The 16753-nt window shown below is 60.0% G+C and carries 11 protein-coding genes and 1 pseudogene; 7 read left to right on the top strand and 5 right to left on the bottom strand.

From position 1 onward, the window contains the following. Positions 1-36: 36 nt before the first annotated feature. The 3 genes from ycaC (AB4N74_RS11715) to AB4N74_RS11725 form a co-directional block, all read right to left on the bottom strand. Positions 37-669 carry an isochorismate family cysteine hydrolase YcaC gene (ycaC, locus tag AB4N74_RS11715; RefSeq protein WP_007916011.1) on the bottom strand — a complete coding sequence of 211 codons (633 nt, stop codon included), beginning with the start codon at positions 667-669 and terminating at the stop codon, positions 37-39. Positions 670-1143: 474 nt separating this feature from the next. Next, complete coding sequence (locus AB4N74_RS11720) at positions 1144-3270, bottom strand: TonB-dependent siderophore receptor (protein WP_460100298.1); 2127 nt, start codon at positions 3268-3270, stop codon at positions 1144-1146. 164 nt (positions 3271-3434) lie between these two features. Continuing rightward, positions 3435-4019, bottom strand: coding sequence for a TetR/AcrR family transcriptional regulator (locus AB4N74_RS11725; protein ID WP_093430772.1), 585 nt, complete (start codon positions 4017-4019; stop codon positions 3435-3437). A 212-nt stretch (positions 4020-4231) separates the two neighbouring features. Between AB4N74_RS11725 and AB4N74_RS11730 the strand changes: the two genes are divergently transcribed. The 4 genes from AB4N74_RS11730 to AB4N74_RS11745 all read left to right on the top strand — a co-directional run bounded on the left by AB4N74_RS11730 (position 4232) and on the right by AB4N74_RS11745 (position 10563). Further along, on the top strand, positions 4232-4909 hold the full coding sequence (locus AB4N74_RS11730) for a type 1 glutamine amidotransferase domain-containing protein (protein WP_116254878.1): 678 nt from the start codon (positions 4232-4234) through the stop codon (positions 4907-4909). Between the two features lie 103 nt (positions 4910-5012). Continuing rightward, complete coding sequence (locus tag AB4N74_RS11735) at positions 5013-6137, top strand: alkene reductase (RefSeq protein ID WP_257355355.1); 1125 nt, start codon at positions 5013-5015, stop codon at positions 6135-6137. 288 nt (positions 6138-6425) lie between these two features. Continuing rightward, positions 6426-7964 (top strand): cryptochrome/photolyase family protein, encoded by a 1539-nt coding sequence (locus tag AB4N74_RS11740; RefSeq protein ID WP_460100301.1) that lies wholly within the window; start codon positions 6426-6428, stop codon positions 7962-7964. Between the two features lie 136 nt (positions 7965-8100). Then, positions 8101-10563, top strand: a complete 2463-nt coding sequence (locus tag AB4N74_RS11745; protein WP_099756482.1) for a hybrid sensor histidine kinase/response regulator — start codon at positions 8101-8103, stop codon at positions 10561-10563. Here AB4N74_RS11745 and AB4N74_RS11750 read toward each other — a convergent pair. Further along, entirely contained in the window at positions 10525-12072 is a 1548-nt protein-coding gene (locus AB4N74_RS11750) for a sensor domain-containing diguanylate cyclase (RefSeq protein WP_099756483.1), read from the bottom strand. The two genes, AB4N74_RS11745 and AB4N74_RS11750, sit on opposite strands and share 39 nt — an antisense overlap. A 265-nt stretch (positions 12073-12337) precedes the next feature. Here AB4N74_RS11750 and AB4N74_RS11755 point away from each other — a divergent pair, with 265 nt between their 5' ends. Together AB4N74_RS11755 and AB4N74_RS11760 are read left to right on the top strand one after the other, a co-directional pair. Further along, entirely contained in the window at positions 12338-13594 is a 1257-nt protein-coding gene (locus tag AB4N74_RS11755; protein ID WP_460100306.1) for an MFS transporter, read from the top strand. Positions 13595-13775: 181 nt separating this feature from the next. After that, positions 13776-14798, top strand: coding sequence for an alpha/beta hydrolase (locus AB4N74_RS11760; RefSeq protein ID WP_099756485.1), 1023 nt, complete (start codon positions 13776-13778; stop codon positions 14796-14798). Positions 14799-14883: 85 nt separating this feature from the next. Here the strand turns inward: AB4N74_RS11760 and ycaC (AB4N74_RS11765) are convergent, their stop codons facing one another. Next, positions 14884-15516, bottom strand: coding sequence for an isochorismate family cysteine hydrolase YcaC (ycaC, locus tag AB4N74_RS11765; protein WP_007916011.1), 633 nt, complete (start codon positions 15514-15516; stop codon positions 14884-14886). Between the two features lie 320 nt (positions 15517-15836). Between ycaC (AB4N74_RS11765) and AB4N74_RS11770 the strand changes: the two are divergent. Continuing rightward, positions 15837-16582, top strand: a pseudogene (locus AB4N74_RS11770) (response regulator transcription factor). Positions 16583-16753: the final 171 nt, after the last annotated feature.

The following is a 16753-nucleotide window of genomic DNA, read 5'->3' on the forward strand; positions in this document are numbered from 1 at the left end:
CTTTTCAGGGCAGGCTTTTGTCCGGATCGCGCAGGCTTACTTCTGCTGAGCGGTCAGCGCCGAGTAGCTGTTCATCAGGTTGCGGTAGTTGGGGATGCGCTGCGACAGCAGATTGCCCAAGCCTTCAATATCGTTGCGCCAGTCGCGGTGCAGCTCACAGGCTACCGAGAACCAGTTCATCATCTGCGCACCGGCTTGGGTCATGCGGCTCCATGCAGCCTGTTGCACTGTGGTGTTGAAAGTGCCGGAAGCGTCGGTCACCACAAACACATCAAACCCTTCTGCCAGCGCCGACAAGGTCGGGAACGCTACGCACACATCCGTCACCACACCGGCAATGATGATCTGCTTGCGGCCGGTGGCTTTGATCGCCTTCACAAAATCTTCGTTGTCCCAGGCGTTGATCTGGCCTGGACGGGCGATGTACGGCGCGTCCGGGAACATCTCTTTCAGCTCTGGCACCAGCGGGCCGTTCGGGCCTTGTTCGAAACTGGTGGTGAGGATGGTTGGCAGTTCGAAGAACTTCGCCAGATCCGCCAGGGCCAGCACGTTGTTCTTGAACTCGTTTGGCGAGAAGTCCTGCACCAGGGAAATCAGGCCGGTCTGGTGGTCGACCAGCAGCACAATGGCGTCGTCTTTGTTGAGGCGGTTGTAGGTTGGAGTGGTCATGATTTGCTTCCCTTTTGAGTTTTTGAAGTTGTTGTTGCGTTCAAGTTGGGTACAGATTACTGACGCATAGGGACGGGATAAATCGGCTGAAAAGCGTTTATCCGTCAACTCAAAAAGGACAATCTCTAGCGACCACAATCGCGCCACTTCGCCCACGAGCGCGTGCTGTTGAGCAAAAAATTGCGCGCCGCGTGCATCCTGATTTCGAGCACTCGCTCACTAACGGGCATGTGCCGAAGCTGCTGCCCTCACCCTAGCCCTCTCCCTCAGGAGAGGGGACCGATTGGGGGAGATTGGCGATGAGCGCCGACGTGCAATAGCACCGGTGAGTTCGATACCGCCAAGCATTACCGATGCCCGCGTAATCGACGCGACCTTTCAGGTCGATGCATAACGCAAGACACCTCGATCGGCTCCCTCTCCCTCCGGGAGAGGGCTGGGGTGAGGGGCTGTGGTTGCAGCGTCGAGCTCGGCTTACAAGGTGTAGGAAATCCCCACCTGCACGGTTCTTGGTGCACCTGGATAGGCGTAGACGTTACCGAACGCGCCCTCTTCATAATCGCGGTCAAACAGGTTTTTCAGGTCAAGGTTGAGCCGCACTTTCTCGTTGACCTTGTAGAAGCCGAGCAGGTCGACAACGGTGTAACTGTCCATCGAGAACGCGGTATTGGCGGTTTGCCCGGCACGCTGGTCGACGTACTTGAGTCCGGTGCCCAGGCCCAGACCTTTTAGTGCACCGTCCTGAAACTCGTAGACGTTGAGCAGGCTGAAGCTGTTCTGCGGAATGTTCATCAGGCGCGTGCCAGAGCGGATCACGTTGTCCTTGGTCACCTCGGCATCGACGTAGGCGTAGCCGCCGATCACCCGCCATTCGGGTGTCAGGTTGCCGGCGACGTTCAGGTCAAAACCACGGCTGCGCACTTCCCCGGCGGCGACGCTGAAGGTCGAGTCCACCGGGTCGGTGGTCAGCACGTTGCGTTTTTCGATCTGGTAGATCGCGGCATCCACGCTCAACTGATGATCCAGCGCTTCCCACTTGATGCCCATTTCGTAAGACTTGCCTTTCTCCGGTGCGAAGCCTCCGCCCGTGCGGCTCGCGCCGGTGTTGGGCTTGAACGAGCGCGCCGTGTCGGCATAGATCGCCAGGGTCTCGGTCAGGTCGTAGGTCACGCCGAGGCGTGGAGTCACCGCGTTGTCACTGGCCTGCCAGTTTTTGCCGCCCGGCACATAGGTTTCATAGTCGTGCTCGAAACGCTCGAAACGTGCGCCGGCCAAGACCTTCAGACGCTCGGTCAACGCGACCTGATCCTGCACGAATGCGGCATAGGTCTTGAGATTTTCCTTGTCATGGGTCGGCGTGCGCGTCAGTGCCGGACGCGACTGGCCGTAGACCGGATCGAAGATGTCGATCGGGTAGGCGCCGACCGCGCCGCTGGAGCGCTGAATGATCGACTTGTAGTCATAATCTTCATACTCAATGCCGGTCAACAAGGTGTGCTGCAAACCACCAGTGCTGAAATGCCCGGTCAGATTGAGCTGCGTGTCCTTGTCGGTCCACTCCAGTTTGCGGTAGTTGAAGTTGCGCCCCAGGGTTCGACCGTCAGCGGCAATGCCGTTGGCCTCGATTGCATTGCCCTGCAGCGAACCGTCGAGCCACTGGAAACCACCGCCCAGCGTCCAGTCATCATTGAGCAGATGTTCGAAACGCAGTTGCGCCATGTTGTTGTCGTTGTGCAATTTGCCGGCGTCTTTCTCACCGAAAAACGTATCCCGCGAGGCGGTGCCAATCTGCTTGGCGTAACGCGTCACGCCGCGATCCAGCGGATGATTGTTGCGCATGAAATCACCCTCGAAGATCACCCGGGTGGCATCGCTGGCCTGCCAGGTCAGCACTGGCGTGATGCCGTAGCGCTCAGTCTCGACGTGATCGCGGAAGGTATCGCCGCCCTCACCCACAACGTTCAGTCGATAGGCCAGGCGCCCCTCTTCATCCAGCGGGCCGGAGGCGTCCAGGGTGCCGCGCTTCATGCCTTGATCGTTCAACTGGCTGCCCAACGTGACCGTGCGCTCGGCCAACGGCTGTTTGGACACGACATTGAAGGTGCCGCCGGGATCGCCACGGCCATAGAGCATCGTTGCCGGCCCGCGCAACACTTCCAGACGCTCGATGGTGTTGGCGTCGGGCATGTTCGGGTAGCCACGATTGATCGGGAAACCGTTGCGATAGAACTCGCCGGTAGTAAAGCCACGCACAGTGAACGTCGTCAGACCCTGCCCGCCGAAATTGTTCGCCCGGCCCACACCACCGGCATAGTCCAGCGCATCTTGCAGACGCGTGGCGCCGAGGTCTTCGACAGCATCCTTGGTGACCACGCTGATCGATTGCGGGGTTTCATGAATCGAGGTGTCGGTACGGGTAGCACTGGCGGAACGTGTGGCGCGGTAACCCTGCACCGGGCCGTCGGCCCGTTCGTAATCCGCTGTACCGACCACGTCGGTCGCCTCCAGCTCTAGCGCTGCGGGTGTTGATTCGGCCTGTTCGGCCCATGAGGAAGGGGACAACGCCTGCAGCACGCAAATTGAAAGCAGAGTACGACGCATGAAATGAAAACCTTACGAATAGGCCAGAACGAAGGGTAAAACCGCCAGCAAAACGCGGCGATGGTATACCAAGCGTTCCGTTATTGAAACTTATTCCCATTCGTATATTTAACCGATCGAGTGCCGACAGGTAGGTCACCCATTGCGTCGCACAAAAATCTTGGTCAAACGTGCAATAGTTGTTTCGTCATCGCCATCGAGGTCTCCAGCGACTGCCCGGTACGCTGCAACTTGTTCAGCAAACTCGCGCCCAACCACAGCTGATACAAGGTTTCCGCCAGATGCCGGGCATCGCCTTTGGGCAGGCTGTCTTCGGCCTGACCCTGTTCGATGCATAGCGCAATGCGCGCCACCACTTGCTCGGCGCCATCGCGCAAGGTGAGGCGCATCGACTCCGACAGGTCGGCGACTTCGGCACTGAGCTTTACCACCAGACACTCATCGCCGTGGCCTTCGAGGGTGCAGCGGTTCTGCCAGCCCTGCCAGTAATCCATCAGCCGCTCGTACGCGCTCAGTCCTGGCAGCGTCAGGCGCCGCTCCATGTCGGCGAGGTAATCGACGAAGTAATCCGCCAGCAATGCCTGGCCGTACAGTTCTTTGGATTTGAAGTAGTGATAGAACGAACCCTTGGGCACACCGGCGGTTTGCAGGATCTCGTTGAGGCCGACACTGGTGAAGCCCTTTTCGGCCATCATCCGGTGGCCGGTGTCGAGCAAGTGTTGGCGGGTGTCGTCGTAGGTCGGTTTCATGGGGCGCGAATTACCAGGCAATAGACCAGTCGTATTTTCGGAGGAACGGAAGTTTGCCATACCTGTCGATGAAAAACCTTCGGATAAAAAATTACTAGACGACTGGTCTAATTGGAATCTATGCTGCGCCCCGACAAACGTTTTCTGACCGGTGTGGCCGATGCGCGAATGTTTCGCCCAATCGAAGACGCCCAACCTACGCAAGGTGCTCTATGAAAATCTTGATGGTTCTGACTTCCCACGATCAACTCGGCGACACCGGCAAGAAAACCGGCTTCTGGCTGGAAGAGTTCGCCGCGCCCTACTACGCCTTCAAGGACGCCGGCGCCGACGTCACCCTGGTTTCGCCAGCCGGTGGCCAGCCGCCGCTCGACCCGAAAAGCGATGAGCCTGATGCTCAAACCGCCGAGACCGATCGCTTCCGCCAGGATCCGGCCGCACAACAGGCACTGGCCAACACCGGCCGCTTGGCCGACGTCAACGCTGATGACTTTGATGCCGTGTTTTACCCGGGTGGCCATGGCCCGCTGTGGGATCTGGCCGAAGACAAGCAGTCGATCGCGTTGATCGAAGCGTTTGACCGCGCCAACAAACCCCACGGTTTCGTCTGCCATGCGCCTGGCGTATTGCGTCATGTCCTTACCGCTGACGGCAAACCGCTGGTGCAGCATCGCCAGGTCACCGGTTTCACCAACGCCGAAGAAGAAGCAGTCGGCCTGACAAAAGTGGTGCCGTTCCTGATCGAGGACGAATTCCAGCGTCTCGGTGGTTATTACTCGAAAGTCGCTGACTGGCAGGTTCATGTGGTCGCCGACGGGCAACTGGTCACTGGCCAGAATCCGGCCAGTTCCGCCGCCGTCGCCGAGAAACTGCTGAAGATGCTCGGCTAAAACCTCGAACAACCCTTCCAAACGCCGGGTGCGTCTTGCCCGGCGTTATTTTTTCGCCCAGCCAATAGACGACTGGTCTAATAAGCCACAAACAAGGTCATCCATGAACCACAGCAGTTTCTTCACCCCCGCCAAACTGGGTCATCACACCCTGAAAAACCGTATCGTCCTGCCGCCCCTCACCCGCCAGCGCAGCACGCAACCGGGCAATATCGCCAACGAGCTGATGGCCGAGTATTACCAACAGCGCGCCGGCGCCGGTCTGCTGGTCACCGAAGGCACACAAATCGAACCTCGTGGCCAGGGTTATGCGTGGACGCCGGGCATTCATACGCCTGAGCAAATCGCCGGTTGGCGCAAAGTCACCGACGCCGTGCATGCCGTGGACGGGGTGATTTTCGCCCAGTTGTGGCACGTTGGCCGTGTCTCGCACACCGCGTTGCAGCCCAACGGCGCAGCTCCGGTTTCAGCCTCCGCCGTGGCTACCGACCGCGTCAGCGTGTTTATCGAAACCACGCCCGGTGCCGGTGAACTGGTCACCCCGTCGGCACCTCGCGCACTGAGCACTGATGAAGTTCAGGAGCTGGTTCAGCTGTATATCCAGGCTGCGCGCAACGCGATGGATGCCGGTTTCGACGGCATCGAACTGCATTGCGCCAACGGCTATCTGGTCAACCAGTTCATCTCGGCCCACAGCAACCTGCGTACCGATCAGTACGGCGGCTCGCTGGACAATCGCCTGCGTTTTCTGCGCGAAGTGGTGGCCGGTGTTGCCGAATGCATCGGCAAGGAAAAAGTCGGCGTGCGCTTCGCCCCGCTGTTCACCACCACTGATGAAGCGCGGACCTATTTGGGCATGGTCGAGGAAGACCCACACACGACTTACATCGAAGCGATCAAAGTGCTGCAGGACGTGGGCATCGCCTATCTGTCGATCGCCGAAGCCGATTGGGACAACGCCCCGGCGATGCCATTGACGTTTCGTCAGGCAGTACGCGCAACCTTCAGCGGCGCGATCATTTACGCCGGGCGCTACACCGCCGAATCCGGGGCGCAACTGCTCGACTCCGGGCTGGCGGATCTGGTCGCTTTCGGCCGCCCGTTCATGGCCAACCCCGACCTGCCGGCGCGCATTGCCAATGACTGGCCGTTGAATGTACTGAACCCGGCGACGGTGTATGGCGGCAACGCCGAGGGCTATGTGGATTACCCCGTTTATCCCGGCTAACCCTTTCCTCGCGGCGTCAAGCGCTCCCGCAACAGCGGGAACGTTGATCCGAGTCGCAGTGCAAGCCCTTGTGGGAGCGAGCCTGCTCGCGAAAGCGGCATGTCAGTCAGCCAAAATGTTGAATATGACGACGCCTTCGCGAGCAGGCTCCCTCCCACAGGGGAGATCTGAATATCACGCAATTCACCGCACAAAAACCTATACACAAACTACAATCTGTACAACTATCTGGATTTAGCACTTAAACGTCCACGCGGCAGCCTGCTGCCCTTACGCTGAATTCGTGAAATGAACAAAACCCGTCGGTTGTGCCTGGTGCTGGGTGACCAGTTATCGTTTGATCTGGCGTCATTGGCCGGACTGGATAGCGAACACGACCGTGTGCTGATGGTCGAGGTCATGGAAGAAGCCACCCATGTCGCCCATCACCCGCAGAAGATCGCGCTGATTTTCAGTGCCATGCGTCACTTTGCTCAGGCGCTGGAGAACCAGGGCATCCACGTGCATTACGTGGCCCTCGACGACCCGCAGAACAGCGGCTCGGTGCCCGGCGAGCTGAAGCGCTGGCAGGCTTTGTTGCAGGCCAGCGAGTTGCACGTGACGGAGTGCGGAGACTGGCGCCTGGAGCAATCGCTCAAAGCATGTGGTGTGCCGATCCACTGGCACGCCGACGGCCGCTTCCTGTGCAGCCGCGATGAGTTTCGCGCTTGGGCCGCAGGCAAAAAACAGTTGCGCATGGAATTCTTCTACCGCGAGATGCGCCGCAAAAGTCGCCTGTTGCTCAACGGTGACGGCACGCCGGTCGGCGGCGCGTGGAACTTTGACGCCGAGAATCGCAAAGCTTTGCCGAAAACCGTCAAGGCACCCTACCCGGCCGGTTTTGCCAACGATGCAATCACCGTCGAAGTCCTCGCCTTGGTAAAACACCGTTTCGCCAGTCATTACGGCAGTCTGGAGGACTTCAACTATCCGGTGACGCACGCCGATGCGCAGGCGCTCTGGGCGTACTTTCTCGACTACGCCTTGGCCGGCTTCGGCGACTATCAGGACGCCATGGCCAGCGGCGAGCCGTTTCTGTTCCATGCGCGCATCAGCGCGGCGCTGAACATTGGCTTGCTCGACCTGCGCCAGCTCTGCGCTGATGTGGAGTCGGCCTATTGGTCCGGCAGCATCGCGCTGAATGCTGCCGAAGGTTTCATCCGCCAACTGATCGGCTGGCGCGAATATGTCCGAGGCGTTTACTGGCTGCACATGCCCGAGTACGCCGAGGGCAATGCATTCGCCAACCAGCGGCCATTGCCGGAGTTCTACTGGACCGGTGCAACCAAAATGAATTGCATGCGCCAGGCCATCGGCCAAAGCCTCAAACACGCCTACGCCCATCACATCCAACGCCTGATGGTGACCGGCAATTTCGCCCTGCTCGCCGGCATCGCACCGAAGCAGATCTGTGAATGGTATCTGGCGATCTACATGGACGCCTTCGATTGGGTCGAACTGCCCAACACCCTCGGCATGGTCATGCACGCCGATGGCGGTTACCTCGGTTCCAAGCCTTATTGTGCCAGCGGCCAGTACATCAACCGGATGTCCGACTACTGTCGCGACTGTGCTTACTCGGTGCGCGAAACCACGGCTGACAACGCCTGCCCGTTCAACGCCCTGTACTGGCATTTCCTGATGCGCCACGCCGACCTTCTACGGGGCAATCAGCGCATGGCCATGATGTACAAAAACCTCGACCGCATGCCGCCAGCCAAACAACAGGCACTGTGGCAACGTGGCCAACAGTTGCTCGACACGCTGGATAACGGCGACTCGTTATGAAAACGCACGCGCCCGTGCCCCGCGTGCAACTTAAACAGGGCGCCCCGGGTCAATGGCTCACAAAGCTTACGAAGCAACCTGGGTGTTCGCTTGAAACACGCCTATTGAACGCAGACCAATAATCAAGGCATGAGGGGTGGATATCCTGAAACAGCTTACTCGCGAGGAGCTTGAGTCCGAGGTCACGCGCCTGCGCCTGGCCGTCAAAGCGACCTGCGACGCCGTCTGGGACTGGAATCTGACAACCCATCAGATTGTCTGGAACGACGCGTTGGAACAGGCGTACGGCTATGCCCCCAGCGCCATCGAACCGACGTGTGACTGGCGCTTTGCGCAGATCCACCAGCAGGATCGCGCGCGGGTCGAGACTTCGATTCGGGCGGCGATGGCGGGCACAGGCACCACCTGGAGTGCCGAGTACCGCTTCCGCTGTCAGGACGGATCCTACGCCGAGGTGCTCGACCGCGGGCATTTGATCCGCAATGCCGATGGCAAAGCCGAACGCATGATCGGGGCCATGCTCGACCTGACCCGTTCGCGCAGTGCCGAAACCGCACTGCGCAAAAGTGAAGAGCGCTTCAGCACCATTCTGGAAACCATCGAAGCCGCGTTCGCCATCGTCAAAGTCAAATTCGACGCCGACGACTACCCCATCGATTATTGCTTCGTTGAGGCCAACCCGGCGTTCGAGCGTCAGGCCGGGGTCAACCTGCGGGGCAAGTGGGTCACCGAGTTTGCGCCCAACCTGGAGAAATTCTGGTTCGAGACCTACGGCCACGTCGCCAAGACCGGCGAGCCGGCCAACTTCGAGAACTACGCCAACACCTTCGAACGCTGGTTCGACGTACGCGCCGTCCGTGTCGGTGACCCGGCCGATCGGCAGATTGCGATCTTCTTCAGCGACGTCACCGAGCGCCGCGACGCGCAGGAACGCTTGCGCGTCAGCGAGGCGATTGCTCGGGAAAACGTCGAACGGGTCCAACTGGCCTTGGCCGCCGGCGCCATTATCGGCACTTGGCACTGGCACTTGCCCACCGATCGTTTCTACGTCGACGAAGCTTTCGCCCGGGTCTTCAACCTTGACCCGGCACTGGGCCGCGACGGTCTGAGCCTGGAGCAAGTGGTAGTCACCGTGCACCCCGATGACCGCGAGGGGCTGACAGTGGCAATCAATGACGCCCTTGCCCGCGGTGGCGCCTATTCGCACCAGTACCGAGTGCGCGGTGCGGATGGCAAATACACCTGGATCGAAGCCAACGGACGCGTCGAATGCGCCGAAGACGGCACGCCTTTACGCTTTCCCGGCGTGCTGATCGATGTCGAAGACCGGCGCAATGTCGAAGACGAACGCGACCGGGTCACCGCCGCTTTAAAAGCGCTCAACGACACACTGGAACAACGGGTCTCGGCGCGCACCGCAGAACTGATGCAGGCCGAAGAGAAGTTGCGCCAATCGCAGAAAATGGAAGCCGTCGGGCAACTCACCGGCGGTCTGGCCCATGACTTCAACAACCTGCTGGCGGGGATCTGTGCCTCTCTGGAGCTGATGGAAAAACGCATCGCCCAAGGTCGTCTGAAGGACATCGACAAATACATGCTGATCGCCCAGGACGCCGCCAAACGCGCGACCGCCCTGACCCATCGCCTGCTGGCGTTCTCCCGCCGGCAGACCCTCGATCCTCGGCCGACTGAAGTCAACGCACTGATTGCCGGCATGACCGAACTGATCCAGCGCACCGTCGGCCCGAGCATTCGCCTGAAGACGGTCGTTGCCGCCGATCTGTGGCCGGCGCTGGTCGACGCCAGCCAACTGGAAAACGCTTTGCTCAACCTGTGCATCAACGCCCGTGATGCGATGCCCGATGGCGGCAGCATTACCGTTGAAACCGCCAATCGAACCTTCGATGCTGAATCGGCGCGCATCAGGGAGATGCCCGAAGGGCAATACCTGTGCCTGTCGGTTGCCGACACCGGTACCGGTATGAGTGCGGAGGTCATGGCCAAGGCGTTCGACCCGTTTTTCACCACCAAACCGCTGGGCCAGGGCACCGGGCTGGGGCTGTCGATGATCTACGGTTTCACCAAGCAATCCGGTGGCCAGGTGCGGGTGCAGTCGACCGTGGGGCAAGGCACCATCATCTGCATTTACCTGCCGCGCTACCGCGGCGAAACGCAGCGCAATCACGATGACACGCAAAACTCGGCAACCCTGCCGGCAAAGGCCGGTGAGACCATCCTGATTGTCGACGACGAACCCACCGTTCGAACGCTGCTCAAAGACGTGCTGAACGACCTCGGCTACAACCTGCTCGAAGCGGCCGACAGCGTTGAGGGACTGGAAGTATTGCGTTCCAGCGCGCACATCGATTTGCTCATCACCGATGTCGGCTTGCCGGGCGGCATGAACGGCCGGCAGATGGCCGATGCGGGCCGGGAAATCAGGCCGAGGCTGAAGACTTTGTTCATCACCGGGTACGCGGAAAACTCAGTGATCGGCAACGGTCAGCTCGGCCCGGGCATGCAGGTACTGACCAAACCGTTTGCCGTCGACACGCTGGTGTCAAGGGTCGGTGGCCTGCTGTCCATCGACGTTGAGTGAGGGTTGCGCAGCGGATGTCATGAACCTGTTGCGCCCTGCCGTTTTCGCTTGATACAGCGCTTGGTCGGCGCACTCGATCAGAGCGCTCACCGGCTCCAGGTGCGCACCGCGCGCAGCGGCGATGCCGATGCTCAGGCTCACACGAGCCACCGGACTGGTGGGGTGGGCAATGTTGGCTTGCTGCAGGCGCTCGATAATCAGCTGCGCCACCACCGCAGCGCCGCCCATATCGGTGTCGGGCATGATCACGGCGAACTCTTCGCCGCCGTAGCGCGCCACCAGGTCCGACGGTCGCCGCACACACTCATCCAGCACGCTACCGACGGTTTGCAGACAAGCGTCGCCGGCAACATGCCCGAAGGCATCATTGAAGCGCTTGAAATAGTCGATATCGATCATCAGCAAGGCCAGTGACGAACCGTCGCGCTTTGCCCGACGCGCCTCTGTGGCCAGGGTCTGGTCGAAGCAGCGCCGATTCGCCAGCCCGGTCAGCGCATCCTTCATGGCCAACAACTCAAGTTGCCGATTGGAGCCGAGCAACTGCTGCTGAGCGATGCGCAGTTCGCCTTCAACCTGGGTCCGACGGCGGATGTCGAGGATCAAGAACCAGCCGATCAGACCGGTGAGCCCCAACAGCCCCGCCACCACCACCGCCGACAGCAGTGCCTCGGTTCGCCACGCCTTGAGCGCTTCACGCTTGCCGATGGCGACCGTGGTGATCAGTGGCAATTTCTCACTTTTGCGGAAGGCGTAGAGGCGTTCGACGCCATCCAGGCTGGAGGTATAAGACGCGGTGCCGACCGATTGATCGACCAGGTACTTGGCGTAGATCGGCGATTTGGAAAAGTTGCGACCCATGTCCTGCTCGCGGAAGGGATAGCGCACCAGCAACGTGCCGTCGGTATAGGACAAGCCGATGGCGCCGTCCTGGCCGATGTCGAGTTTGCCGAACAGGCGCAGAAAGTTTTCCACGCCCAGGGTCACGGCCACAACCCCGGCGAACTCGCCGCGATCATTATTGAAACGGCGGCTGACGGTGATCACCCACTCCTGATTGGAACGGCTGCGGATCGGTGGCCCGATAAAGGGTTCGCGGCTCGGATCGGCGCGATGATGAATGAAATAGGCTCGATCACTGCTGTTGGCACCGACCGGAATCGGCCGGTTCGAAGACATCAGCCAATGGCCATGGCGGTCATAGATGGTGATACCGCTCAGTTGTGGCATCAGCGGTTGCTGGCGGTTGATCAGGGCACTCAGGCGCTGAATCTGCGCGGGGCCACTGCCTTCGGTTTCCAGGCGTTCGACCAGCCCGAGCAACAGCAGCGAACTTTGCCGGACAATGCCTTCGGAATAGGTCTCGAGTGCTTGGGTCAGGTTCAACCCGTGCACGTTGACTTCCTCCAGCGCGCGATCGCGCGAAGACAGCACTTTCCAGATGGTCAGCGACGCCAGGGAGCAGCCGATGACCAGCAGCAAGAGGATGACGAGGTGTGTATCACGCTTCACGAAAGTACCTAATGGAAAGTCCGGTTTCCGGTTCCGGCCGTTACTGATTCAAGGCAATAACAGCGGTCGTATGTCCTCGACCGGCGCAAGGATACAAGTAGCGCGTCGAACGTGCAGCAACCGTATGACGGAACGTCGTTTTCAGCCCCTTGGTGTTGTTTCGCAACGACACGGCAGCGGCCTGCAACTTATATTCACGGGCGCAGGTCATTAGGCTTGCTGAGGTTGAATCCATCCGCAAACCTCGAACATTGAAGACACCGCCGTGGCCGCTGACCTCGATCGCCGCAACAACCTGTCCCTGGACAGCCTGAACTTTTTCCTCGCCGACGTGCGCGACGGCCTCGGTCCCTATCTGGCCATCTACCTGTTGGCGGTGCATCACTGGGAGCCGGCCAGCATTGGTCTGGTGATGACCATCGCCGGGGTCGCCGCGCTGATCACCCAGACACCCGCCGGCGCCTGGGTCGACAACAGCCGACGCAAACGTGCGTTGATTGCGATCGCCGCGCTGCTGGTGACCGGAAGCTGCCTGGTGCTGCCGTTCGTGACGTCGTTCACTTGGGTGGCGCTGACGCAAACCTTGAGCGCAATGGCCGCCTCGATATTCGCCCCGGCCATTTGTGCGATTACCCTGGGCATGACCGGGCCACGGGCGTTCACTCGGCGAACCGGGCGCAACGAAACCTTCAATCATGCCGGCAATGCCTGCGCCGCACTGCTGGCCGGCGTGTTCGCGTATCTGTTCGGCCCGGTGGCGGTGTTCTATCTGATGGCGGCCATGGCGCTGGCCAGTGTCATCGCCATTGCCTGCGTGTCGCCAGCCGCCATCGACCATGATCTGGCCCGTGGACTTGATCCGGCCGACGCCAGCCACCGCCAGCCTTCCGGTTTGTCGGTGCTACTGAGCAACCGGCCGCTGTTGCTGTTCGCCATTTGCTGTGCGCTGTTCCACCTCGCCAATGCGGCGATGTTGCCGTTGGTGAGTCAAAAACTCGCGCAAGCCAATTTGCAGATGGCCACCCCGTTGACTTCGGCCTGCATCGTCGCGGCGCAATTGGTGATGGTGCCGGCGGCATTGCTGGTCGGGGCAAAAGCCGATCTGTGGGGACGCAAGCCGCTGCTGCTAGCCGGATTCCTGATCCTGCCCTTGCGCGGCGTGCTCTACACGCTGTCGGACGATGCCTATTGGCTGGTCGCGGTGCAACTGCTCGACGGCGTCGGCGCCGGTCTGTTCGGCGCCTTGTTTCCGATCATGGTCAAAGACCTCACCCAGGGCACCGGTCACTTCAACATCAGCCTCGGCGCGCTGACGACAGCCTTCGGACTCGGCGCGGCACTGAGCAACGGCCTCGCCGGACTCGTGGTGCAAGAGGCCGGTTACAGCGCGGCGTTTCTGACCCTGGCCGCTATTGCGGCGGTAGCGGTTGTGTTGCTCGCGATGGGTGTTCCGGAAACTCAGCGCAGTGGCCGGCAAGCTGAAACCGGATTGGTCGAGGCCAGCACCGAATCCTCAGCGTAATCCATATCCCGTCCCTGCCCTCTCATCGCCGCCAAATCGTGTTTGCGCGGCATTAAAAATCCAGGACTCAGTGGATCAGGCAAGCAATCCAGAGGAATGCACTTCGGCGCCGAGGCGCTGATCGAGAGAATGTTCGTGCACAGGCTCAGACGAATAAACCCTCAATCGCAAGGACATTCCAGTGAAAGGTTTTTGCTTGGCCTTCGGGCTGCTCTTCAGTACTTTTTCAGCCATGGGAGCCGATATGTCGAACGGCGCAGACAACTTCTACACCAGCGATAAAGTGACCGTGGAAAAGGTCACCTTCAAGAACCAGTACGGAATGAAGGTCGCAGGCAATCTGTTCAGCCTGAAGAACCTCGACCCACAGTCAAAAAATGCCGCAATCATCGTCGGCCACCCGATGGGCGCAGTGAAGGAGCAAAGCGCCAATCTCTACGCGACCAAAATGGCGGAACAGGGTTTCGTCACGCTGTCGTTCGACTTGTCCTTCTGGGGCGAAAGCGAGGGCCTGCCACGCCAGTCGGTTGCGCCGGACATTTATGCCGAAGACTTCAGCGCAGCGGTGGACTTTCTCGGCACTCGCCCACTGGTCGATCGCGAGCGTATCGGCGTTATCGGTATTTGCGGCAGCGGCAGCTTCGCCATCAGCGCCGCCAAGATCGACCCACGTTTGAAGGCGATTGCCACCGTCAGCATGTACGACATGGGTGCTGCCAACCGTAACGGTCTCAAACATTCGCTCACGCCAGCGCAACGCCAATCGATCATTGAACAGGCGGCGCAGCAGCGTGACGCGCAGTCCTGGGGCGGCCCGGTCCGCTACACCGGCGGCACACCGCTCAAACTCACTGGCAATGCCGTGGGTGACGAGTTCTACGATTTCTACCGCACCCCGCGTGGCCAGGTCACCCCGGCCGGTGCTTCGCCGCAGACCACCACCATGCCGACGCTGATCAGCAACGTGAAGTTCATGAACTTCTACCCGTTCAATGACATCGAGAGCATCTCTCCGCGCCCGCTGCTGTTCATTGCCGGCGCTCAAGCGCACTCCCGCGAGTTCAGTGAAGACGCGTACCAGCGCGCGGCCGAGCCCAAAGAGCTGCTGATCATTCCAGGGGCCGGCCATGTCGACTTGTACGACCGGGTCAACCTGATTCCCTTCGCCAAATTGACCACGTTCTTCAGCCATAACCTGAAGTAACGTCATCGAAACGCTGCTAGCACGTTAAAGCGCAGACACGACAAAAGCCTGCTTTCAGAGCAGGCTTTTGTTCGGTCGCGTCGGCTTACTTCTGCTGAGCCGTCAGCGCCGAGTAGCTGTTCATCAGGTTGCGGTAGTTGGGGATGCGCTGCGACAGCAGATTACCCAAGCCTTCAATATCGTTGCGCCAGTCGCGGTGCAGCTCACAGGCCACCGAGAACCAGTTCATCATCTGCGCACCGGCTTGGGTCATGCGGCTCCATGCAGCCTGTTGCACTGTGGTGTTGAAAGTGCCGGAAGCGTCGGTCACCACAAACACATCAAACCCTTCTGCCAGCGCCGACAAGGTCGGGAACGCTACGCACACATCCGTCACCACACCGGCAATGATGATCTGCTTGCGGCCGGTGGCTTTGATCGCCTTCACAAAATCTTCGTTGTCCCAGGCGTTGATCTGGCCTGGACGAGCGATGTACGGCGCGTCCGGGAACATCTCTTTCAACTCCGGTACCAGCGGGCCGTTCGGGCCTTGTTCGAAACTGGTGGTGAGGATGGTTGGCAGTTCGAAGAACTTCGCCAGATCCGCCAGGGCCAGCACGTTGTTCTTGAACTCGTTTGGCGAGAAGTCCTGCACCAGCGAAATCAGGCCGGTCTGGTGGTCGACCAGCAGCACGATGGCGTCGTCTTTGTTCAGGCGGTTGTAGGTTGGAGTGGTCATGGTGTGCGTCCCTTTTCAATGTTGGAAAGTTGTTGTTGCGTTCAAGTTGTGTACAGGTTACTGACGCATCGAAAAGGGATAAATCGGTTGAAATGGGTTTCACCGTCAACCTGAGCAGGACAATTCAACGGCGGTGTTCTCTTCGTTCCCACGTTGAAGCCAGCAAATTCAGGGTTATTAGCTAATAACACCTTCATTAAACCGTCGCTCAAACGTTGTACTAGGATAGGATCCAAGTCTGCGGTTTTTCGTCGACCAAGGAGATCGTCGACAGGACTGCAGACGTTTTTGAATTAACGCCTCTCAGGGATGACACGCACATGAATTCACACTTGTTCCCCCACATCGGCAAGGTCATCGCCAGCACCGGCAGCCGGCACTTTCCGCGCATGCTGCATGACCTGATCCTGACGCAACTGGCGGTCGACGCCACGCACATCCGGCAGATGCGTGTCGAACCGGTGAGCCGCGCGTCGAGCCGCAGTGAGCCGGAGCCGCTGAAAGAGCCGGCCCTGCTCGCAGAAACGGTGTTTTCCGAACACAGTGCGGCAGCTCACCATTTACAGAATCCGCCGGCCGCGACCAGTGCGGACGCCTCGCAACTGCACCTGACCCGGCGCAAGGACGGCTATCGCTACGTGATTTCGGTGTACCGCAACGGCGAGTCGCAGCGTTTCTCCGCGCAGGAGCGCAGCCTGTTGCAGGACATCTCCCCGGTGCTGCTGCCGATGGTGGAAAAACACATCAACGCCCTGCAACCGGCCACCCTGATCCACAAATTCCGTCCGAAGCAGCCGAAGGCAGCGGCCTGGAAACCTTGCGCCTGCGCTTTGACGAGCGCCTGGAGCAACTGGGACTGAGCCTGTCGAACCGCGAAACCGAAGTCTGCGTCGGCCTGCTCGCCGGCCGCACGGCGCCGGAACTGGCGGAGCAATTGGCGTTGAAGGTCAACACCGTCGAGAGCTATCTGAAACGCGCGGCGATCAAGTTGGGCATCAGCGGGCGGCATTCGTTGATGCGCTGGATGTATTCGCCGTTGGAGGCGTTGGCGTCGAGTGCGGCGTGATACGCCGGGATTGCGACGCCTTCGGTATTTGGGTGGGTCAGTTGGATCTACCCCCTCACCCCAGCCCTCTCCCCCAAGGGGGCGAGGGGGAAAGGGAGCCGATCTTTGTGCTGTTCAAAACCTGAGCTCGGCTTGGGAGCCGATCATTGTGGTTTTCAAAACCTGAGTTCG

This window comes from Pseudomonas sp. H3_C08 (assembly GCF_054669455.1).

Bases quoted from the DNA above. Each gene is read 5' to 3' on its own strand.
- ycaC (WP_007916011.1), bottom strand. From the start codon at position 669: ATGACCACTCCAACCTACAACCGCCTCAACAAAGACGACGCCATTGTG.
- AB4N74_RS11720 (WP_460100298.1), bottom strand. From the start codon at position 3,270: ATGCGTCGTACTCTGCTTTCAATTTGCGTGCTGCAGGCGTTGTCCCCT.
- AB4N74_RS11725 (WP_093430772.1), bottom strand. From the start codon at position 4,019: ATGAAACCGACCTACGACGACACCCGCCAACACTTGCTCGACACCGGC.
- AB4N74_RS11730 (WP_116254878.1), top strand. From the start codon at position 4,232: ATGAAAATCTTGATGGTTCTGACTTCCCACGATCAACTCGGCGACACC.
- AB4N74_RS11735 (WP_257355355.1), top strand. From the start codon at position 5,013: ATGAACCACAGCAGTTTCTTCACCCCCGCCAAACTGGGTCATCACACC.
- AB4N74_RS11740 (WP_460100301.1), top strand. From the start codon at position 6,426: ATGAACAAAACCCGTCGGTTGTGCCTGGTGCTGGGTGACCAGTTATCG.
- ycaC (WP_007916011.1), bottom strand. From the start codon at position 15,516: ATGACCACTCCAACCTACAACCGCCTGAACAAAGACGACGCCATCGTG.